The organism is Cytobacillus mangrovibacter (assembly GCF_042865275.1).
Classification (GTDB): Bacteria; Bacillota; Bacilli; order Bacillales; family Cytobacillaceae; genus Cytobacillus; species Cytobacillus mangrovibacter.
On record NZ_JBIACJ010000001.1, the window covers coordinates 599,932 to 620,872 of the forward strand.

Annotated in this window: 19 protein-coding genes; 4 read left to right on the forward strand and 15 right to left on the reverse strand. The window is 36.6% G+C overall.

From position 1 onward, the window contains the following. Positions 1 to 171: 171 nt before the first annotated feature. The 6 genes from ctaG to cyoE all read right to left on the reverse strand — a co-directional run bounded on the left by ctaG (position 172) and on the right by cyoE (position 6,322). Entirely contained in the window at positions 172 to 1,074 is a 903-nt protein-coding gene (ctaG, locus tag ACFYKT_RS02970; RefSeq protein ID WP_389215171.1) for a cytochrome c oxidase assembly factor CtaG, read from the reverse strand. Positions 1,075 to 1,216: 142 nt separating this feature from the next. Further along, positions 1,217 to 1,552 (reverse strand): cytochrome c oxidase subunit IVB, encoded by a 336-nt coding sequence (gene ctaF, locus ACFYKT_RS02975; protein ID WP_389215173.1) that lies wholly within the window; start codon positions 1,550 to 1,552, stop codon positions 1,217 to 1,219. A gap of 3 nt (positions 1,553 to 1,555) precedes the next feature. After that, positions 1,556 to 2,185 carry a cytochrome (ubi)quinol oxidase subunit III gene (locus tag ACFYKT_RS02980; protein WP_389215176.1) on the reverse strand — a complete coding sequence of 210 codons (630 nt, stop codon included), beginning with the start codon at positions 2,183 to 2,185 and terminating at the stop codon, positions 1,556 to 1,558. Next, positions 2,185 to 4,059 carry a cytochrome c oxidase subunit I gene (gene ctaD / locus ACFYKT_RS02985; protein WP_389215179.1) on the reverse strand — a complete coding sequence of 625 codons (1,875 nt, stop codon included), beginning with the start codon at positions 4,057 to 4,059 and terminating at the stop codon, positions 2,185 to 2,187. Before ctaD ends, ACFYKT_RS02980 begins: the two co-directional genes overlap by 1 nt. A gap of 23 nt (positions 4,060 to 4,082) precedes the next feature. Further along, positions 4,083 to 5,159 (reverse strand): cytochrome c oxidase subunit II, encoded by a 1,077-nt coding sequence (gene coxB / locus ACFYKT_RS02990; protein ID WP_389215182.1) that lies wholly within the window; start codon positions 5,157 to 5,159, stop codon positions 4,083 to 4,085. A gap of 236 nt (positions 5,160 to 5,395) precedes the next feature. Next, positions 5,396 to 6,322 (reverse strand): heme o synthase, encoded by a 927-nt coding sequence (gene cyoE, locus ACFYKT_RS02995; protein WP_389215185.1) that lies wholly within the window; start codon positions 6,320 to 6,322, stop codon positions 5,396 to 5,398. A gap of 635 nt (positions 6,323 to 6,957) precedes the next feature. Here cyoE and ACFYKT_RS03000 point away from each other — a divergent pair. Beyond that, entirely contained in the window at positions 6,958 to 7,929 is a 972-nt protein-coding gene (locus ACFYKT_RS03000; protein ID WP_389215188.1) for a COX15/CtaA family protein, read from the forward strand. A 179-nt stretch (positions 7,930 to 8,108) separates the two neighbouring features. On the opposite strand, the gene pyc is transcribed toward ACFYKT_RS03000, so the two are convergent. The 4 genes from pyc to glsA form a co-directional block, all read right to left on the reverse strand. Beyond that, positions 8,109 to 11,546, reverse strand: coding sequence for a pyruvate carboxylase (gene pyc, locus ACFYKT_RS03005; RefSeq protein ID WP_389215191.1), 3,438 nt, complete (start codon positions 11,544 to 11,546; stop codon positions 8,109 to 8,111). A 141-nt stretch (positions 11,547 to 11,687) separates the two neighbouring features. Continuing rightward, complete coding sequence (locus tag ACFYKT_RS03010; RefSeq protein WP_389215194.1) at positions 11,688 to 12,890, reverse strand: FtsW/RodA/SpoVE family cell cycle protein; 1,203 nt, start codon at positions 12,888 to 12,890, stop codon at positions 11,688 to 11,690. A gap of 251 nt (positions 12,891 to 13,141) precedes the next feature. Beyond that, positions 13,142 to 13,423 carry a YlaN family protein gene (locus ACFYKT_RS03015; RefSeq protein ID WP_389215197.1) on the reverse strand — a complete coding sequence of 94 codons (282 nt, stop codon included), beginning with the start codon at positions 13,421 to 13,423 and terminating at the stop codon, positions 13,142 to 13,144. 119 nt (positions 13,424 to 13,542) lie between these two features. Beyond that, complete coding sequence (gene glsA / locus ACFYKT_RS03020) at positions 13,543 to 14,472, reverse strand: glutaminase A (protein ID WP_389215200.1); 930 nt, start codon at positions 14,470 to 14,472, stop codon at positions 13,543 to 13,545. A gap of 160 nt (positions 14,473 to 14,632) precedes the next feature. On the opposite strand from glsA, the gene ACFYKT_RS03025 reads away from it, so the two are divergent. Beyond that, positions 14,633 to 15,130: a peptidyl-prolyl cis-trans isomerase gene (locus ACFYKT_RS03025; protein ID WP_389215202.1), complete on the forward strand. Its 498-nt coding sequence runs from the start codon at positions 14,633 to 14,635 to the stop codon at positions 15,128 to 15,130. A 58-nt stretch (positions 15,131 to 15,188) separates the two neighbouring features. Here the strand turns inward: ACFYKT_RS03025 and ACFYKT_RS03030 are convergent, their stop codons facing one another. Beyond that, positions 15,189 to 16,517, reverse strand: coding sequence for a PhoH family protein (locus tag ACFYKT_RS03030; RefSeq protein WP_389215205.1), 1,329 nt, complete (start codon positions 16,515 to 16,517; stop codon positions 15,189 to 15,191). Between the two features lie 202 nt (positions 16,518 to 16,719). On the opposite strand from ACFYKT_RS03030, the gene ACFYKT_RS03035 reads away from it, so the two are divergent. Next, positions 16,720 to 17,313, forward strand: coding sequence for a YhcN/YlaJ family sporulation lipoprotein (locus ACFYKT_RS03035; protein ID WP_389215208.1), 594 nt, complete (start codon positions 16,720 to 16,722; stop codon positions 17,311 to 17,313). Between the two features lie 24 nt (positions 17,314 to 17,337). Here ACFYKT_RS03035 and ACFYKT_RS03040 read toward each other — a convergent pair whose 3' ends face one another. Continuing rightward, positions 17,338 to 17,793, reverse strand: coding sequence for a pyridoxamine 5'-phosphate oxidase family protein (locus tag ACFYKT_RS03040; RefSeq protein WP_389215419.1), 456 nt, complete (start codon positions 17,791 to 17,793; stop codon positions 17,338 to 17,340). A gap of 134 nt (positions 17,794 to 17,927) precedes the next feature. Between ACFYKT_RS03040 and ACFYKT_RS03045 the strand changes: the two genes are divergently transcribed. Continuing rightward, positions 17,928 to 18,128, forward strand: coding sequence for a YlaI family protein (locus ACFYKT_RS03045; RefSeq protein ID WP_389215210.1), 201 nt, complete (start codon positions 17,928 to 17,930; stop codon positions 18,126 to 18,128). Positions 18,129 to 18,166: 38 nt separating this feature from the next. Here ACFYKT_RS03045 and ACFYKT_RS03050 read toward each other — a convergent pair whose 3' ends face one another. The 3 genes from ACFYKT_RS03050 to typA form a co-directional block, all read right to left on the reverse strand. Continuing rightward, positions 18,167 to 18,457: a hypothetical protein gene (locus tag ACFYKT_RS03050; protein ID WP_389215213.1), complete on the reverse strand. Its 291-nt coding sequence runs from the start codon at positions 18,455 to 18,457 to the stop codon at positions 18,167 to 18,169. 15 nt (positions 18,458 to 18,472) lie between these two features. Continuing rightward, positions 18,473 to 18,787: a YlaH-like family protein gene (locus tag ACFYKT_RS03055; protein WP_389215215.1), complete on the reverse strand. Its 315-nt coding sequence runs from the start codon at positions 18,785 to 18,787 to the stop codon at positions 18,473 to 18,475. Between the two features lie 92 nt (positions 18,788 to 18,879). Next, a complete protein-coding gene (gene typA / locus ACFYKT_RS03060; protein ID WP_389215218.1) occupies positions 18,880 to 20,718 on the reverse strand; it encodes a translational GTPase TypA in 1,839 nt (612 codons plus the stop codon). Positions 20,719 to 20,941 lie beyond the last annotated feature (223 nt).

The window sequence follows — 20,941 nt, forward strand, 5'->3', positions numbered from 1 at the left end:
GGCGGATATTGTTAAATCCTAGATAAGTATACAGCATAAATTAGTCCACATAATCAATTTTCTATGAAAGTTTTGAAATTATTCAAATTTAATTAAGAAACTGTGATATTTTAACTTGCTATTAAGATTTTTACTATTTTAAAACCCCATCCAAAATAGATGGGGCATCAACTACTCTATCGTCTGTGGATTTAATCGATGCTGCTTTTCAACTTCCGTTTCTTCTTGTTCTTTACGATACCAACTAAAGAAAACTCTGGCTAAAACAACACCATACACAAGCTCCTGGATAATCTTCATGATTATCCCTCCAAGCTGCTGATCATATATTAGTGACATTGAGCTAAACACTTCAGGTCCACTTAAGGTTAAGCCAGCTAAGGTCGTACCTGGTACGCATAGCTCCAACGCTTTCGCCCATGCATTCGGATCAGAAAAAGTCGCATACATTGGCACATCAGAAAAAATAATTAACGCGCACGCTGGTAATAGCAATGCCCCACCCGCAAAGATATAACCTACTTTTTTAAGCCCACTTAATGTATGCTGATCTTCTAATTTATTGATAAGCGGCCACCAAAAGAAAATCGACAATATAAACAATAGGCTTGTATAGCCAGCATGAAGCCACATATCTGTCTTAATAAAATCAAAAACTAATGGGATATGATAAATAGAAAAAATTCCATTAAACATTATTAAAGCAACCACTGGCTTTGAAAGAATGGAAAATGCTTTTCTAAAAACTCTTTTATTAAGAAGTGTACGCCAGAGCCACGGTGGGATCCCTAGAATAAAGAACTGTGGAATAATTAAACAAAGAACAGCCATTTGAATCATATGCGCATAAAACATAAGATGACCCATTAAATCAATCGGAGAGCCTTTAATCACATATAAAAGAATGATTCCTGAAAGGAAATAGCTTGCCTGCCCCTTTGTCAACGGAACACTTTCAGAAAATCGCTTTCTATATTTAATGGTAATGAGAAAATAACCTATTCCCACAAGTACGGTTGCAACAAAAAAATATGGGCTCCACAATGCTTGAAATCCAAAAATTGATATAGACACTTTCCTATCACTCCTTCATTCAGAAGTACACCATTATTATACTCTGTACAAACATAAATCTCAAAACATCAAGCTTTTCAACTATTAGCAATAATCCGTCTACATAAAAAGAAAATCGGCTATTTGCCGATTTTCTTAACTTTTACCACCAAATAATTGTTGTATAACAAAGAATTGTTACAAATGCGATAAAAGCTCCAGAGTACATGAATAACTTAGCTGCTTCATGTCCCTTATGACTCATATGCATAAAGTAAAATAATTGGAATATCACTTGAACCCCAGCTAGAACTAAGATAAACGGAACAATAAACCACGCTGAAAATCCTTCATATGCTACGGCAACAAAAGCCACTAGTGTTAAGAAAATCATCAGCGCAAATGTGACAAGTTGATGTCTCATTTCTTCCGCATTCTTTCTACGACGATATTCAATGTCTACTTGAGGGCTGCCAGTGTTTAATTGTTGATTTGCCATCAGCTATCCCACCATTCCCATTAAATATACTACGGTAAAAATAAATACCCAAACTACGTCAATAAAGTGCCAGTAAAGACTTGCTACATAATACTTAGGAGCATTATATAGGTTTAAACCACGTTTACTATTTCGAATAATTAGGGTTGTGATCCATAATAATCCAAAGGCAACGTGTGCACCATGGAATCCTACTAACGTGTAGAAGGCTGAACCAAAAGCACTACTAGTAAAAGTATGGCCAAATTCATGTACATAATGATTGAATTCATAAATTTCTAACCCCAAGAATGCTAAGCCAAGTATTACTGTTACTACTAGCCAAAGCTGCATCTTCTTAAAGTTGAAATTTTTCATATGGTATATAGCATAAACACTTGTCAAAGAGCTTGTTAAAAGAATCATTGTCATTGCAAATACAAGCGGGATCTCGAACAAATCTTTTGCTAAGTGCATATCACTTCTTGGAACAGAATCTTTTAATGCAAGATAGGTTGCAAAGAGAGAGGCAAAGAGCACCGTCTCTCCCCCTAAGAATAACCAAAATCCTAAAAATTTATTTTTTGCCTCGAGGGTTTGTTTTTCAGGCGCAGCAGGCCATTTTTCAATCGTCATTTTTTCTTCAACATGCATTATGCCTTAGCCCCCTTATCATTATCATCGATTAATTCCTTTTTCGGAATATGATATCCATGATCATCTTTAATTGAACGGACAAACATTGATCCTAAAGTAAATAGAAGACCAAAGATTAAGACTGGAATACCCCATGTATTCCCTTCATCACCATGGAACATTGCCCCAAATGCAGCAATGAAAAGACCAAGTGAGATTAAGAATGGAATAAATGAATTATTCGGCATATGAATATCACCAAGAGGCTCAGCAGGTGTCATCTCTTTTTTGCCATCCATTTTTTCAATCCAGTATGCATCAAGACCACGAACGAGTGGCAGCTGTTTGAAATTATAATATGGCGGTGGTGAAGGAAGTGCCCACTCAAGTGTACGTCCATCGCCCCAAGGATCGTTGCCAACTTTTTCGTTTTTCACGCTAGTAATGATTACGTTAATTAATAATACAATTACACCAGCAGCCATTAAGAAGGCACCCATTGAACTTACCACGTTGGATGTCTCAAATCCCTGTCCAGGAAGATAAGTGAAAACACGTCTCGGCATTCCCCATAGACCTAAGAAATGTTGAATAAAGAATGTCATATGGAAGCCTACAAAGAATAATACAAATGTAATTTTCCCTAGAACCTCATTTAACATCGTACCAAACATTTTTGGCCAATATAAATGCGCTCCAGCAAATAAGGCAAACACTACTCCACCAACAATAACATAGTGGAAGTGAGCAACTACGAAATAAGTGTCATGATACTGATAGTCCTGTGCGGCTGAACCAAGCATAACACCTGTAACTCCCCCCATGATAAAAGATGGGATAAAAGCAATCGCCCAAAGCATTGGTGTTGTGAATTTAATACTTCCGCCCCACATCGTGAAGAGCCAGTTAAAAATCTTAATTCCTGTTGGTACTGCAATTGCCATTGTTGCAACAGCAAAAATTGAATTCGCAATTGGTCCTAATCCAGTTGTAAACATATGGTGAGCCCATACCATGAACCCTAAGAAACCAATTAAAACAGTTGCAAAAACCATTGAAGAGTATCCGAAAAGGCGCTTTCTCGAGAATATTGCAAAGATCTCCGAGAAGATACCAAAAGCTGGTAATATTAAGATATAAACTTCTGGGTGTCCAAAGATCCAGAAGAAATGCTCCCAAATTATTGTGTTACCACCCATTGAGGCATCAAAGAAATTCGCTCCAAACATACGGTCAAAAGTCATTAAGAATAAACCAACTGTTAATGGAGGGAAAGCAAACAAAATAAGTGCAGATACGATAAATGTAGTCCATGAAAACAATGGCATCCTCATGTAAGTCATTCCAGGTGCACGCATATTAATAATCGTAACTAGAAAGTTAATCCCACCAATTAGCGTACCTAACCCGGCAATCTGCAATCCTAGTGCATAGAAGTCGATTCCATGACCCACAGACGAAATGGACAATGATGCATAAGATGTCCAGCCTGCATCTGGCGCTCCATCAAAAAACCATGAAAGATTCAAGAAGATCCCACCAAATAGGAATAGCCAGAATCCTAGAGCGTTAAGGAATGGAAATGCCACATCACGTGCACCAATTTGTAGCGGCATAATAGCATTCATAAAGGCAAAAACTAGCGGCATTGCTGCCAAGAAAATCATCGTTGTTCCATGCATTGTTAGTATTTCATTAAATAATCCAGCACTGACAAAATCATTATTCGGTTTTAGTAGCTGAATACGGATAAATAACGCTTCTAATCCACCGACTAGAAAGAAAAATCCGCCAGCTATAAGATAAAGATGTGCAATTTTCTTATGGTCTACTGTTGTAAGATAGTCCCAAAGAGTTGACACAAATCCTCTTTTCTGAGCATTGGTACTCACAATTTTACCTCCCTTTTAAACAATTACTTTTCATCCTGAACTTTTAATCCCATTAAATATGCTGTTAAAGCGTCTAGTTGCTCTGGTGTTAATTCACCATAAGTACCAGTCATCTTATTTCCTGGCTTAAATGTTTCTGGATTTGCTAACCATTTCTTTAAGTTCTCTTCATCATGCTCCAAGTATCCAGCAATGATTGAACGATCTCCGAAGTTTGTTAAATTCGGTGCTAAACGAGCTTCAGCTGGTGCACCATTTGAAGGAGTTACAGCATGACAGCCAATACAGCTTTGGTTGAAAATTTCCTGACCTTGCTGCGCTAAATCTGTCGTTGCTACTTCCGCTTCTTCGATACCTTGCATGTTCGTCACCCATTGATCAAAATCAGCACGAGCGATAGCTTTTACTTTAAAATCCATCAAAGCATGTGAAGGACCGCAAAGCTCTGCACATCTACCTTGGAATAATTGATTAGGGTCAGCTTTTTCACTATCAAATTCCAACCAGAATTTATTTACGTTTTCTGTGTTATTATCCATCTTACCGCCAACTGCCGGAATCCAAAATGAATGCTTAACATCTGAAGAAATTAAATTAAAATAGACTTTTTCATCTGTAGGAACGATAAGTTCTTGACTTGTTACAATTTTTTCATTTGGATATTCAAATTCCCACCAGTATAAGTTAGCACGTACATTGACAACTAGTGCATCTGATGTGCCATCTTCATTCTTCTTTTCCATTGCATCCACATCAGCAAATTTAAAAATCGCTGTTACAGTTGGAATAGATATAATAAGAATTAATAGAATCGGGATAACAGTCCAAATGATTTCTAGTGCATGATTTCCTTCTACTTGCTTTGGAATTTTCTCGTCTTTACGGCGATACTTCACCAAAACAACAACGAATATTACTGCAACGACAGCCATTACAGCTACCATAATTACGGTACTTAGCACCATTAGATCATATTGTTTTTGCGCTACTTCGCCAGCAGGTTGTAGCGTAGATAAATATGGTTGACCACTGCAAGCTGAAAGTAAGAGCGTCAATAAAGCAAACAATGATACCAGACGCCATTTTGCAAGCCTTTTCATAAGATAATCAATCCCCTCTTTCTTAAAAATTTCTGTTTTGAATTTTTTGATTCAAAAAAATTATGAATAAATTCTTTCTAGATCTTAGGAAAAGAAAGAATTCCTAACGGAGTTTAGTTAAGCATTTTATTATGTAACCATTTAATAAAAATTATTATTAAGTTGAAACAATTATTCATTCTAAATGATGCAGCAAAAGGAATCTTAAAAAAAAATTCCTCTTTCACTCTCTTTTCTTACAAAAGTGTGATTATTACCATAGCTACAAACATAATAGTCAGATATTGTAGAGAGTATACAAACATTAACGTCGCCCATTTAATATCATCCTTGAATTTTCTTGCATAGATCCCTGTTGCAATCCAGCCAATATTTAGCAAGGTCGCAAGGATTAAAAAAGGTAATCCTAGTTCAGGAAGAAAAAATGGAAGTGGCAGTAATGCTGCAACCCATATGTATATATGTCGTTTTGTCGTTTTAAAACCTTTAATAACAGGAAGCATTGGTACACCAGCAGCGCGATATTCTTCAACTCTTCTCATAGCAAGTGCATAGAAATGAGGAGGCTGCCAACAAAACATAATTAAAAATAATGCCCATGCCATCATATCAAGATTGCCATCAACAGCGGCCCAGCCAATTAGTGGTGGTACAGCACCTGAAAAACTGCCGATCACTGTATTAGATACATATCTTCGCTTTGACCAAATGGTGTAAGGGACAATATAGCTAAATACACCTATTAATCCAATAACAACTGCAGTAACTGTCGTTAGCATTAAGAATAGTGTTCCAATAATAATAAGTAAAAAACTTAGGGCAGCAACCTTAGTTGGATTTGCTGTACCTGTTACAGTAGGTCTTTTCTTGGTTCTATCCATTAAAGGATCAATATCCCGGTCAATATAATTATTGAGTGCACATGCCCCAGCGATAATTAATCCAGAACCGATTAAAGTATAAAAGATGAGATCTAAATGATCAAAGAAACTCTTCCCTGAAAAATGCAGTGCAAGCCACAATCCTGTGAAGGTTGTAATTAGATTTGAATTAACGATACCAATTTTAATAAGCGCTAGAAAGTCTTTCCACGCCGTTGATTTTGGTACATTATTTTCTAGGTCTGGATCATTATTATCAATGATAGCCCTCGAGTTAGACATAATAAAATTTCCTCCTTTATCCCTTATCACAAATACACCATTATATACTACAACTACTATAATGCATTCTAGCTTACAATGCTATATTCACGATAAAAAACGAAGGGTACATCCACAATACATTATAAGCGCAATAGCTTTTTCACTATTAACAACGTAGAAACACCATTAACCCCTTACAAAGAACTATAGACCTTCTTCTGTATATTAAATCACACTTTTATAACTTTTTGTGAACATTTTTCGAATAAATTGTGAACGTTTTGTGTCAAAACTCTTTTCCTCTTAAAAAAATGTTGCTTTTCTGCCATAATAAAAAGGAAATAATTGATTCGACTTATATTCATTAATAAATATCTCCATTTGTTCATTTTTTCAGATTTTTGACCTTCTATATATTTCTAGCAAACTCTGTTTAAACTTTCAACCCTTATTACTATATTTACAGTAAAAAAAGAATAAAAGCATTGAATAACGGTTGTAATTTCAATAGTATATGTAAAGGTTATTTGTAATTCTGTTCTTTTTACGCTTAATTCGATATGATAGGTACGATATACGTATTTCTAGACTTCGTATAAATCAATTGCACTATTTAATATGGAATGAATTATTTTAGAAGAAGGTGAAAACATTTGCAACGATCATTAAAATGGCTCGCTGTTTTAACGACAATTGGGATGTTACTCGTATTGCTGGGTGGAGCCCTTGTTACAAAAACAGATTCAGGAATGGGATGCGGAAAGTCATGGCCGTTATGTAATGGCCAGCTGCTTCCTACCGACATTACAACTGAATTAATTATCGAGCTTGCTCATCGGGTAGTTTCAGGTGCTGTCGGAATAATGGTATTACTATTATCCATTTGGACTTGGCGGACAATCGGACATATTAGAGAGACTAAATTTTTATCATTTACTTCTTTCTTCTTTCTCCTATTACAAGGTTTAATAGGAGCTGCCGCAGTAATATGGGGACAATCCGATTTTGTTCTCGCTCTGCATTTTGGGATTTCTCTTATTTCATTTGCCACAGTGTTACTACTCACACTGCTAATATTTGAAGTGGATAAGAAATTTGAGGCAGATAAGATCATTCTCGATCAGCGCATGAGGAAACATATTATTGGCGTTTCAATCTATAGTTATATCGTCGTTTATACAGGTGCACTCGTTAGACATGTGAATGCAAGTTTAGTCTGCAGGGATTGGCCACTTTGTATTAACAGTTCTTTTGCACTTCCTGGAAATATGCATGAATGGGTGCAGATGGGACATCGTACTGCAGCTGGTCTAATCTTTATTTGGATTGCTTATATTACCTTTCTTGCTGTTAAGCATTATAAGAATCAAAAGGTTATCTATTGGGGTTGGATAATTTCATTTATCCTTGTTTCACTTCAAGTCATTGCAGGTGCATTAGTTGTTATTACAAAGCTGAACTTATTTATTGCACTTGCCCATGCATTTTTTATTTCTTGTCTATTCGGGGTATTAAGCTACTTTCTTTTACTTTCATCCCGCAGTAAGAAAAATGTCATTGCGCTTAATAAAGCCAAAGCAAAGGATGAAAAAAACACAGCTACACCGCCTGTTACGGCACAATAAAAAGAGTTGCAGCATGAATGCTGCAACTCTTTTTATTTATTAGCTATATTAGCGTTGATTGTTGATTAAGAGCCATTGGTGTAGACGCGAATGCGTTTTATTCGAATGAATAACTTAATGAGCGGGTACACCAATGGCGATTTTGTGCACCAACAATATTATTTAACAAAGCCTATTTATTAAATTAGTTCAATTAACAAGTCTCCCGTTTGAATCGCTTCTCCATTTGCTACATAAATATCATTTACAGTACCGGAAAAAGGCGCTTGGACAGTCGTTTCCATTTTCATAGCTTCGGTAATCATTAGATGATCACCTTTCTCTACTTTTTCCCCTTTTTCAACCAATACCTTAATCACTGTACCAGGCATTGATGCACCAATATGATTTTTATTATGTGGATCAGCCTTTACTTTTGAAGCAACCGTTGACTTTATGCTTTCGTCTTTTATGACTACTTCACGAGGCTGGCCATTTAATTCAAAATAAACCACTCTATTTCCATCTGCTTGTGGCTGGCCAATAGAAACTAATTTAACAATCAAGGTTTTCCCTGTCTCAATTTCTATTTCTATTTCCTCACCTAATCTCATTCCAAACAGAAATGTCGGCGTATCAAGTACAGAAATATCACCAAACTGATCAACCATTTTTATATATTCCATAAATACCTTCGGATATAGTGCATAAGCAAGTTTATCAAAGCTTGTTACTTGTCTGCCAAGTTCATTAAATAGCTTCTCCTTCATTGCTTCAAAATCAACATCCTCAAGCAATTCACCTGGTCGAACAGTTATTGGCTGTTTATCCTTCAAAATGGCTTTTTGCAATTCTTTCGGAAAACCTCCATAAGGCTGACCAAGATAGCCCTCAAAAAGTTCAACAACTGAATCAGGGAAATCTAATGTGTTGCCTTTCTTAATAACATCTTCTTCGCTTAGTTGATTTTGTACCATGTACAAGGCCATATCACCCACAACTTTTGAAGACGGTGTTACTTTCACAATATCCCCAAACATCTGATTCACACGGGAATACATTTCTTTTACATCATCCCATTTTTCCCCTAGGCCAACACCCTTTGCTTGTTGTTGAAGATTGCTGTATTGACCGCCAGGCATTTCGTGTTGATAAACCTCTGAATGCGGAGAAATCATGCCACTCTCAAATTCAGTGTAATATTTTCGAACATCTTCCCAATAGTAAGAAAGCTGTTCAAGCGCATTAATATTGATTTTCGGCTTTCTCTCTGTCCCTTCCAATGCATAATAAAGAGAATTTGCACTTGGCTGAGATGTTAAACCGGCCATTGAACTTATTGCAACATCAACAATATCAACACCTGCTTCTATTGCCCTCGCATAGGTGAAAATACCGTTCCCACTTGTATCATGTGTATGAAGATGAATAGGAATATCAACCGTTTCCTTCAGTTCAGAAATTAAACGGTAGGCTGCTTGTGGTTTAAGCAATCCGGCCATATCCTTAATCCCCAAAATATGGGCTCCTTGATTTTCTAATTCTTTTGCCAGCTCTTTATAATAATTGATATTATATTTGGTTCTAGAAAGGTCAGTTATATCGCCTGTATAGCAAATCGCAGCTTCGGCTATTTTTCCAGTTTGCCGAACGGCATCAATCGCTACTTCCATCCCTTTTACCCAGTTTAAGCTGTCAAAGATACGGAAAACATCAATCCCAGCATAAGCAGATTTTTCAACAAACTCTCTTATCACATTATCTGGATAATTCTTATAACCAACCGCATTAGAAGCTCTTAAAAGCATCTGAAACAGAACATTTGGCATCTTTTCTCTTAAAATCAGCAGTCTTTCCCATGGGTCCTCTTTCAAGAAACGGTACGCTACATCAAAGGTTGCTCCGCCCCACATTTCAAATGAAAACATTTCTGGTAAAAGTTTTGCTGTAGGCTCAGCAATATGCTTCAAATCATTTGTTCTTACCCTTGTGGCCAATAATGATTGATGCGCATCTCGGAATGTTGTATCTGTTAACAATACCTCTTTTTGATCCTTTATCCAGTTCACTAATCCTTCTGCACCGTGTTTATCCAGAATTTGCTTTGTTTCATTTTGGTACTCTGTATTGAAATTTAATTTTGGAACTCGAGGTACTTCAAAAACGGGTCTTTTTTTCTTCTCAATCCCTGGGAATCCGTTCACAGTAACATTCGCAATATATGAAAGCATTTTTGTTCCTCTGTCCTTACGTTTAGAGAACAAAAATAGTTCAGGTGTCTGGTCAATAAAGGATGTATCATATTCACCTTTTATAAACTTTTCGTGTTTAACAACGTTTTCAAGGAATGGAATATTAGTTTTGATTCCTCGAATTCGGAACTCTTGCAGGTTACGGACCATTTTTGATGCTGCTTGCTCAAAGGTCGTTGCTTGAGTAGACAGCTTTACAAGCAATGAATCATAATAAGGTGTTATAACGGCTCCCTGGAATCCATTTCCAGCATCGAGACGTACACCGAATCCACCACCAGAACGATAGGCCATTATTTTTCCAGTATCAGGCATGAAGTTATTCAGTGGGTCTTCCGTTGTCACACGGGACTGAATAGCGTATCCGTTAACATGGATATTTTCTTGAGTAGGTATGCCAATTTTCTCCCCATGAAGAGGATGACCAGCAGCAACAAGTATTTGTGTATGAACAATATCTACACCTGTTACCATTTCTGTAATCGTATGCTCAACCTGTACACGCGGGTTCACTTCAATGAAATAGAACTCTTCTCCGGAAACTAGAAACTCTACAGTCCCAGCATTTATATACTCTACCTTTTTCATCAATCTGACGGCCGCTTCACAAATATCATCTCTAAGCTTCGGAGATAAGGATACACATGGGGCAACCTCGACCACCTTTTGATGGCGGCGTTGAACTGAACAATCTCTTTCATAGAGATGAATAATATTCCCCTGCTTGTCCCCGATAATTTGCACTTCAATATGCTTTGGCTTTTCAATAAATTTCTCTACATACACTTCATCATTTCCAAATGCCGCTTTTGCTTCTGACTTTGCACGGTTATATGCTTCAGTCACTTCCTCCAGCTTCTTAACAATCCGCATCCCTCTGCCGCCTCCGCCAAGAGAGGCCTTAATGATAATTGGAAAGCCATAATTCGTTCCAAAGCTGATTACATCTTCCACACTTTCTATTGGACCATCACTGCCAGGAATAACAGGGATTTCAGCAAGCTGAGCCTGTAATCTTGCTTTGACTTTGTCACCAAACATATCTAAATGCCTAGATTCAGGACCGATAAAAATGATCCCCTCTTCTTCACATCGTCTTGCAAAATGGATATTTTCAGATAAAAATCCGTACCCTGGGTGAATGGCATCAACACCACTGCTTTTTGCTATATTTATGATCCCTTCAATATCCAAATAAGCATCAATTGGTTTTTTCCCTTCACCTACTAAATAAGCTTCATCCGCTTTATATCTGTGATAGGACCCAGAATCTTCTTTTGAATAGATTGCAACTGTTCGGATATGTAATTCAGTACATGCACGGAATACGCGGATAGCTATTTCGCCTCTATTTGCTACTAACACTTTGTTGATTCGACGGCTCAAGAAAAACACCCCTATTTTTTGATTTTTCTGGAAACTAGAGCTGCAGGATAGCCGTTAATCGACTATCCGCAATGCAAAAATCCCCAAAGAAATTTAGTTGTTTTTTATATTTTTAAAAACTGCAGATTTAACATATCCCTTTTATTTACGGTAACTGTAAATAGTACCTGGCTTTTTTGTCACAGGCTCAGGGCGGCTTTTATCTACATTATTTTTATACTTTTCTTCATAGTTAACGAACATTGATACGTTTACAAGTATCCCCATGGCAAGCGATAGTTGCAAGAGGGATGAACCTCCATAGCTTACAAAAGGAAGAGGAACACCTGTAAGCGGGATGACACCTGATATACCTGCTAAATTGATAAATGATTGAATGCCAATCATACTAGCAATACCAATAGCTAACAAACTACCAAAAGGATCTTTGCACTTTAAGCCTATAAAGATACCTTTCAGCACAATATAGCCGAGAATAAGCAGCACAAAACACACACCAAACAATCCAAGCTCTTCAGCTATGACAGCCATAATGAAATCGGTATGCGCCTCAGGCAGATAGCCAAGCTTTTGAACACTATTACCTAATCCTAACCCTTTTAATCCACCTGCCCCTAATGCTAAATAGGAATTCACAAGATGGTAGCCAAACTCTGACGAAAATGGATCTTGGAATGCTTCTATCCGGCCCATTCGAACTTTCGTGAAAATTTTATCCTTCATAATCAAGATGAATGGGGCTACGATAATAAAACCAATTAAGCCTAGTTTGAAAATATTTTTATAATTCATTCCAGATGTAAAGATAATTGTTGCTGCTATCGCAAAGATAATCGCTGCTGTTCCGAAGTCAGGCTGCATGGCTACAAACAAACATGCAAGCACCAGATAAGCTAAAGGAGGAACAACCCCCTTATTAAACTCATTGATATAGGTTTGCTTCTTCGCATAAACAGCAGATAAATAAATGATAACAGATAGCTTGACGAATTCTGAGGGCTGTAAGCTTCGATTACCAAACTCAAACCAGCTTTGTGCATTATTTGTTGCCTGTCCAAAAATAAAGAGAGCGAGTAATCCTCCTAGCGACATAAATACCATCGGAACAAGAATTTTATTACTCAACATTGCTTTATATGGAAAAATAGCCATAACGATAAAAGCAACCGCTGAAATAATTAAATGAAGCCTTTGTTTATTGAAAAAATAATCACTTTCCATTTTATTGATCTGCACGGCAGTAACCATACTTGCACTGTACACCATAATTAGACCAAAAATAGATAAAATCAGTACGGCAATAATCAATGAATAATCATATGATTTTAAAATTTTTTTTATCATCCAGCTCTCTTCCCTTATCTTCTTCATAGTTGTATTTATTCGTCTAAAGCATTAAATTATCCTGCATAAATGAGAAGAAAAGGTATTTCAAATGTACCATACTATTTATATAAAATCTATAATTATGTCATACTATATAAAAATATATGACACTATGGTGAAATAAATCCTTTTTCTCCACTTGGAAAAGATGAATACAATGATAAAAAAACTCAAACAATCTGATTAAGAATGTTTGAGTTTTTTTCACTTTATTTTCTTACTGACGCTTCATGCAGAATAGAAAGCTCTTTTTCTAATTCTCCTAAAATAGCCTTTCCCTCTGACTCTTCAATCAAACCGAGTCTGAATGCAAATTCTATTTCACGAGACAATCCAAACATTTGCGTATCAAGCACCTCTTCATAAAGAGGGCATTGCGGCATGGTGAGATTGTCCATCTGCACTTTAATTAATTTTAATATTTTATCCGCATCAGCCTTTAACAGGGCGTTTGCCTTTTTCTTATGATCTAATATCGTTTCAGAAGTCAACTTTCAATCCCCCCGTTTCCGAGCGATTATCCTATCTATAAATTCTATACGCTAGAAGAGAAAAAAGCAAGGATAATACGGTGCACATAGGGAATAGAATCAAGAATATACTTAGAAATTTAAAATATACTGAAATTATACCTTTTTGTAAGGATTTCAAGAAGCTTAATACCCGCAATACTATTGCCTTTATTATCCAGAGCTGGACCAAATATACCGATTCCATATTTTTCAGGAACGACACCTAGAATTCCACCCGAAACACCACTTTTCGCTGGGATTCCAACTTTAATAGCGAACTCTCCAGATGCGTTATACATTCCGCAAGTAACCATAAATGTTTTGCAAATTCGAGCAATATGTATTGGAATAAGCCTTTCCCCTGTTTCAGGATCTAGGCCATTCAAGGCAAAAACTGCACCAATCCTTGCCAATTGGAAGCAATTCATTTCAATTGCACATTGCTTCGTATAAAGCATCATCAATTCCTCAATATCCCCATGAATCACTTTATGCTGCTTCATAAAATAGCACAAAGCACGATTAAGAAAAGCAGTTTCCAATTCTGAATTTGCCACTTCTAAATCATAAGAAATCTGCTTGTTATTCGCTAAACAACCAACGAATTGAAGAATCCGATCCCATTTCTCCCTTTCACTCTCGCCCTTAATCATATTTGTTACTGCGAGAGCTCCTGCATTAATCATCGGGTTAAGCGGTTTAGAAGGAATAGAAGTCTCAAGCTTTGAAATAGAGTTAAAAGGATCTCCTGTCGGCTCCATTCCTACTCGATCAAATACATAATCGATCCCTCGATCTTGGAGAGCAAGTGCAAGAATAAGCACCTTAGAAATACTCTGCAGTGTAAATTTATTCTTGTAATCACCCGCAAAAATGCATTTGTTATTCCTCTCATAAATGGCAACTGATAAATCATTTTTATCTACTTTTGATAAAGCTGGAATATAATCTGCCACTTTACCTTCTTCTGCAATGGAGCGCACCTCATCAACAATCTCCTGCAAATCAGCATTTGATTCACATGTCATTTGCCTTCCCCCAAACATTTTATTCTCATTCTAATTATTCTTAGTTCTTCTATGATTTTCATTCTCTCATTTCAAATGGAGTATGACAAATTTGCTATAAATCTGTATACTTACCATTGGAATGAATATTAATTCTTGCCCCTATTAGGAGGAATTTATAATGGAAAATATTATCATGTTTAGTGGAAACGTTAAATATCCGATCACTCTTGATCCAGGTGTTTGGATTTTCGATGACAGACGCGTTGATTTAACTACATATTTTGATGCAGAAACTGAGAAAAAAGATGAACTAGAAGAATATACAAAATCCATCTCCAAGCATTGGGATAGAGAAATTATGGAGGGTGCTGTATTCCCGCCTACCCTTAAAACAGAGAAAAAATTCGAAAAAGAAAAAGTATTAACCGGAACTTTTGGGATTCCATTTAAACCATTTCTTAAAAATGCAGAACCAGATAGCAATGCGAGTACGCTTATTATTATTTGTGATGATAAGGAAGTCCGCTTAAGCCTTGATCAAGCAAATGAATTAATTTTAGGTTTTTCAGAAAACGGAAAACCGTTATTAGAAGATGGACCTGCTTATGTTTATTATGGGGATGGAACAAATAGAGATCAACCGATTAAAAAAGTAAGGGAATTTAGAGTGGAGTAATAACCGAAGAAGGGCGATAGATTTATCGCCCTTTCGTTTTTTGGTGGATGAATGTTCACTACAGCAGATCTGCAGCCAATTGTGCGAGCCCTGAACGTTCACCTTTAATGAGGTTAATATGACCGGAAATTCTTTGTTCCTTAAATTTCTCAACAACATAGGTTAGTCCATTATTATAAGCATCTAAATACGGGTGATCAATTTGTTCAGGATCTCCCATTAAAACAATTTTACTTCTTTCACCTACACGAGTAAGAATTGTTTTTACTTCATGTTTGGTCAAATTCTGCGCCTCATCAATAATAATATATTGATCTGGAATACTTCTCCCTCTAATATAGGTTAATGCCTCTACTTCAATGGATCCCATTCCTGCTAGAATCGCATCGAGCTCTCCAGGCTTCTTTGCATTAAATAAATACTCTAAGTTATCATAGATTGGCTGCATCCACGGTCTCAGCTTTTCTTCTTTTTCACCTGGAAGAAAACCAAGATCTTTTCCTACTGGTACAATCGGACGTGCAACTAGAAGCTTTTTATAATAGCCATAATCTTCTGTTTCCATTAATCCTGACGCTAAGGCAATAAGTGTTTTTCCAGTTCCAGCTTTTCCAGTTAAAGTGATTAATGGCAAATCTCGTCTTAATAAGAGCTCTATCGCCATTGTTTGCTGAACATTCCTTGGCTTAATGCCCCATATATGATCATAATCGAAAATGAGCTTCTTTACTTTATTCTCTTTCTTATCAACAATTCCAAGTGCGGAAGAGGAAGAACCAAGCGCATCCTTCATCACGAGAAATTGATTGGGATAAACGAATGAATTTCCGATTTCTGAAAGGGGCAGTTCTCCCTTTTCATAAAAAAGGTTTAATTTTTCTTTTGAAATAAAAACCTCCAAATATCCCGAATACAAATGATCATTCTCAACAACTCTGTCACTTAAGAAATCTTCACAAAGTAAACCAATCGCATCTGCCTTTACTCTTACAAGCGCATCCTTACTGACTAATATCACGGTTCTTCGATTCTCTTTCACCCCTTCTTCTAATGAAAGATTTTTAGCAACCGCTAAAATACGATTATCATTTGTTTTCTCGATAAAAATATCTTGTAATTGCTGAAAAGATCGATGGTTTAGCTCAATCCGCAAGCTTCCTCCATTTTCAAGCGGAATTTTCTCATGCAGTTTGCCTGTCTCTCTTAGCCCATCAATAAGCCTCGATACCTGCCTTGCATTCCTGCCAATCTCGTCCATATATCTTTTCTTTGAATCCACTTCCTCTAAAACGACTGCCGGAATAACTACTTCATTATCCTCAAAGGAAAAAATAGCATTCGGATCTTGTAATAACACATTTGTATCTAACACATATATTTTATTCAATTCGATGCCTCCTGCTCCTATTAGGTCATCTTAACAGTGGAACGAATTTAACTTTGATTAAATATATGTTTTTCCGCATAAAGATAGACGAAATTTTGCACAATAATACATAAGAAACCTTTAATTATCCTGCATATTGGCAAATTCGAAAATACCATTAGATGATCAAGAGCATGGTAGTGAACCTTAGGAGGTGAACAAAATGAAAAAATGGCATATCGTCATTTTTGCTGCGGTATTTTTAAGCGGCTGTGGCATTAATAACAATCAAGCACAAGAAAAGCCAAACCAGAATTTAGTTCGAGTCAAAAATAGTACGATTCAAGAAGTGGATCGAACAACCGGCCAGGAAATTTCGAAACATCTTGTCGAGCTTGCTTCAAGCATTCCAAATGTCAATGACGCAACAGCCATCGTTCTAGGAAAATATGCAATTGTAGGAATAGATGTGAATAAAAACCTAGAACGATCAGAAGTAGGAACCATTAAATACTCTGTCGCAGAAAGCTTAAAAAATGATCCGAATGGAGCAAGAGCAGTCATCATCGCTGACCCTGACTTGAATGCACGTCTACGAGAGATATCAGAAGATATCCAAGCTGGCAGACCCATCCAAGGAATCATGAATGAGCTGGCAGACATTTCAGGCAGACTTATGCCTGAAATTCCAGCAGATATTATTGAACCAAAACCAAAAAAAGCTACGGAAGATCCGAAAAAGCAATTGAATCAGAAAGAAGAAGAAAAGTTAGAAAACAAGCAGGATAAGCAATCTAATTATCATAAGGATAATTGAAATAAAAAAAAGCTTAGTTCATGACTAAGCTTTTTTCATTGCATCCATTACTTGTTTATCTAAACGCGCAGCGGCATCTTTATCATATGTTTTATCATATTGAGGTTCTGTAATGATCTTTGAACCATAGAACATGACATCTCGAACTTCTTTTATTTCGAGCTTCAGAAGTGCAAGCTTTAACGGAACACCATCAAGCTTTTCTTCTTTAACTGTTGCTTCACCACTAATAGAATATGTAGATTCGTTGGCAATCACATTAATGATCACTTTATGATTATTACTAATGTTTTGCACAATTCTGGAACGATTATCAACTGCAAAATAAATCGTTTCCTCATCTTTAGCAAGCACCCATGAAATTGCCCCTACATTCGGACCGCCTGTTTCATGGTCGACAGTAGCCAATGTACAAAATTGCTCTTGCTGCAATTTCTCATATAATGGTTTAATTAATTTCGGTTCAACTTGGTTTGCCATTTCATTCACTCCTTCTACCTTCATCATATTATGACATCCTCCAACTTTCAAGCTTCAAAAGAAATTCGATCTGAAGGGCTTCATCATATATAATAAGAGGTAAGAATGAAAATAAGGATTTTTAGAGGTGTAAAATGAAAGTAAAATGTGTATTATGCGATAAAATTGAATCAATCGAAAATGAATCCCTTCAAGCTAAAAAGCTTCGAAATCGTCCCATACATACGTATATGTGTAAGGAATGTAATGAAAGAATAACGGAAAGAACACAACAAAGGGTAGAAACCGGAAATTTCAAGCTGTACCAAAGCAAAACACAAGAAGATGAATGGTAAAAAATTGCCCGTTCTGTAAAAATAGAACGGGCAATTTTTTATTCATCTGGGTAGTTCTCATACTTATCTGGACTAGCATTAATCTGATTGAGCATGATTTCAATAAGCTCTCTTGGGTAACGTGATTTCTTTCTTTCCCCATCATGATCATAATGTACATAGTACATTACTTCATCTGTTTCAATCGTAATATTTTTCAACGCATGATCATCAGTAAGCATTCCCCAAAACATTTTTTCTGTATCTGCTGCTGCACGATCATCAGGTCTTTCATTACAAACAACTTTTATTGTTAACCAATTATATATAGTATCCTGCAATGATTTCATAATAGCCACTCCAACCTATAGTTCTTTGCCTTCAAGTTTTTTTGTCTGACGAAGACGAATTTTGTAAATGATTAAAATTAACGCGGCTACTACTAAACCTTCAGTAATCGGAAGAAAAACAGCGAAGAAGGTTAAGATTGTGCATCCTAAAATTAGAAAAAGATATATCAAAATTGATTTAATGATTGGTAATTTTTGAGCGAATCCCAACTTAAAAACGATAATACATAAGGCCACAATGGTTAAATAAAGAAGCCACATTCCCACACCAGAATTTTCCTGGACTTTGAATAAAGCAGCGAAAAAAGACAGACGTTCAGCTACATCCATTTTTTCTCCTCCCCCTTCGATCCTAAACGATAGTCAAAAAGGCCGGGAAAATAATTCTCGGCTCTTTTGCATGTCCTTTTGTACAAAAATCCTTAGCTCATTTCTGCGTATTTCTTCTTTTTAGTTACTCTTTCACGTTCATTCTTTTCAAGAATCTTCTTACGTAAACGAATAGATTCTGGAGTTACTTCACAATACTCATCTTCATTCAAGTACTCTAAAGCCTCTTCAAGTGTCATAATACGCGGTTTCTTCATTGTAGCAGTTTGGTCTTTATTCGCTGAACGGATGTTAGTAGCATGTTTGACTTTCGTAATATTTACAGTGATGTCATTCTCACGCGTATGCTCTCCAACAATCATCCCTTCATAGATTTCAGTTCCAGCCTCTACGAAGATAATTCCACGATCTTCAACTTGCATTATACCATATGTTGAAGCTTTTCCGCTTTCCATAGATACAAGCACACCCTGACGTCTTCCGCCAACCTGTCCTTGTGCCATCGGCTGATAGCTATCAAACGTATGGTTGATGATACCAAATCCACGTGTTAAAGTAAGGAATTCAGTTGTATAGCCAATTAATCCGCGTGCAGGCACATTAAAGACTAAACGAACTTGACCATTTCCATTGTTAATCATATCAAGCATTTCGCCTTTACGGGCACCAATTGATTCCATAATTGAACCTGTATGTTCCTCTGGTACCTCAATTTGCACTCGCTCTACTGGTTCACAACGTACACCATCGATAACTTTGACAATTACTTCAGGTTTTGATACTTGCAGTTCATAACCCTCACGACGCATGTTTTCAATTAGAATTGATAAATGAAGCTCCCCACGACCTGAAACGATCCACGCATCAGGAGAATCTGTGTTATCCACACGAAGGCTGACATCAGTTTGTAATTGAGCACGCAGTCTTTCTTCAATCTTTCTAGATGTTAAATATTTACCTTCTCTGCCGGCAAATGGGCTGTTATTAACAAGGAATGTCATTTGCAATGTAGGTTCATCAATTCTTAGAATTGGTAAGGCATCTTGATGTTCAACAGGACATACTGTTTCCCCTACATTAATATCTTCCATTCCAGATACAGCAATTAAGTCACCAGCGTATGCCTCTTGAATTTCCTGGCGTTTAAGACCGAAGAAACCAAAAATTTTCGATACACGGAAATTCTTAACCGTTCCATCTAGCTTCATTAAAGAAACTTGCTGTCCTACTTTCATCGTTCCACGGAATACACGGCCAATTCCAATTCTTCCTACATAGTCATTATAGTCCAATAATGCTACCTGGAATTGCAATGGCTCTTCCTTGTTATCTACTGGTGCTGGAATATTATCAACAATTAACTCATAAAGTGATTGCATGTTTTCATCTTGTTTATGGGGATCATTGCTTGCTGTTCCATTAATAGCAGAAGCGTAAACAACTGGGAAATCAAGCTGATCTTCATTTGCTTCAAGTTCGATGAATAAATCAAGCACCTCATCAATTACTTCCTCTGGACGAGCAAAATCACGGTCAATTTTATTTACAACCACAATAGGTGTTAAATTTTGTTCAAGTGCTTTCTTTAAAACAAAACGTGTTTGCGGCATACATCCTTCATATGCATCAACGACTAATAATACACCATCAACCATTTTCATGATTCGTTCTACTTCGCCGCCAAAATCAGCATGTCCAGGTGTATCAAGGATATTAATTCTTGTATCTTTATATTGAATGGCCGTATTCTTCGCTAAGATCGTAATACCGCGCTCTCTTTCAATATCATTCGAATCCATCGCGCGTTCTTCCACATGCTCATTTGAGCGGAAAGTTCCAGACTGTTTTAAAAGCTGGTCAACCAGTGTTGTTTTGCCATGATCAACGTGGGCAATAATGGCAATATTTCTTATGTCTTCTCTTAATTTCAAGGAAGTTCCTCCTACCTGTATATTAACAAATTCAGCATTTCTACTTCTTGACTAATCTATAACTGAAACATTATATCATAAATAAGGTGGAAACCTATAATTTTTTTGTGTAAAATAATATGGCATAGAATAATTTCTTGTGTTTAGGCTCTTTGGAATCATTTTTATTCTTTTCTGGGCCAACATTGTTCGATATCAATCATCAAATGAAGGAGGCTATAAT

What these genes read in the sequence shown, in the direction of transcription:
- ctaF (WP_389215173.1), bottom strand. Translation starts at nt 1,552, where the DNA reads ATGGCAAATCAACAATTAAACACTGGCAGCCCTCAAGTAGACATTGAA.
- ACFYKT_RS02980 (WP_389215176.1), bottom strand. Translation starts at nt 2,185, where the DNA reads ATGCATGTTGAAGAAAAAATGACGATTGAAAAATGGCCTGCTGCGCCT.
- coxB (WP_389215182.1), bottom strand. Translation starts at nt 5,159, where the DNA reads ATGAAAAGGCTTGCAAAATGGCGTCTGGTATCATTGTTTGCTTTATTG.
- cyoE (WP_389215185.1), bottom strand. Translation starts at nt 6,322, where the DNA reads ATGTCTAACTCGAGGGCTATCATTGATAATAATGATCCAGACCTAGAA.
- ACFYKT_RS03010 (WP_389215194.1), bottom strand. Translation starts at nt 12,890, where the DNA reads ATGATAAAAAAAATTTTAAAATCATATGATTATTCATTGATTATTGCC.
- glsA (WP_389215200.1), bottom strand. Translation starts at nt 14,472, where the DNA reads ATGACATGTGAATCAAATGCTGATTTGCAGGAGATTGTTGATGAGGTG.
- ACFYKT_RS03025 (WP_389215202.1), top strand. Translation starts at nt 14,633, where the DNA reads ATGGAAAATATTATCATGTTTAGTGGAAACGTTAAATATCCGATCACT.
- ACFYKT_RS03035 (WP_389215208.1), top strand. Translation starts at nt 16,720, where the DNA reads ATGAAAAAATGGCATATCGTCATTTTTGCTGCGGTATTTTTAAGCGGC.
- ACFYKT_RS03040 (WP_389215419.1), bottom strand. Translation starts at nt 17,793, where the DNA reads ATGGCAAACCAAGTTGAACCGAAATTAATTAAACCATTATATGAGAAA.
- ACFYKT_RS03045 (WP_389215210.1), top strand. Translation starts at nt 17,928, where the DNA reads ATGAAAGTAAAATGTGTATTATGCGATAAAATTGAATCAATCGAAAAT.
- ACFYKT_RS03050 (WP_389215213.1), bottom strand. Translation starts at nt 18,457, where the DNA reads ATGAAATCATTGCAGGATACTATATATAATTGGTTAACAATAAAAGTT.
- ACFYKT_RS03055 (WP_389215215.1), bottom strand. Translation starts at nt 18,787, where the DNA reads ATGGATGTAGCTGAACGTCTGTCTTTTTTCGCTGCTTTATTCAAAGTC.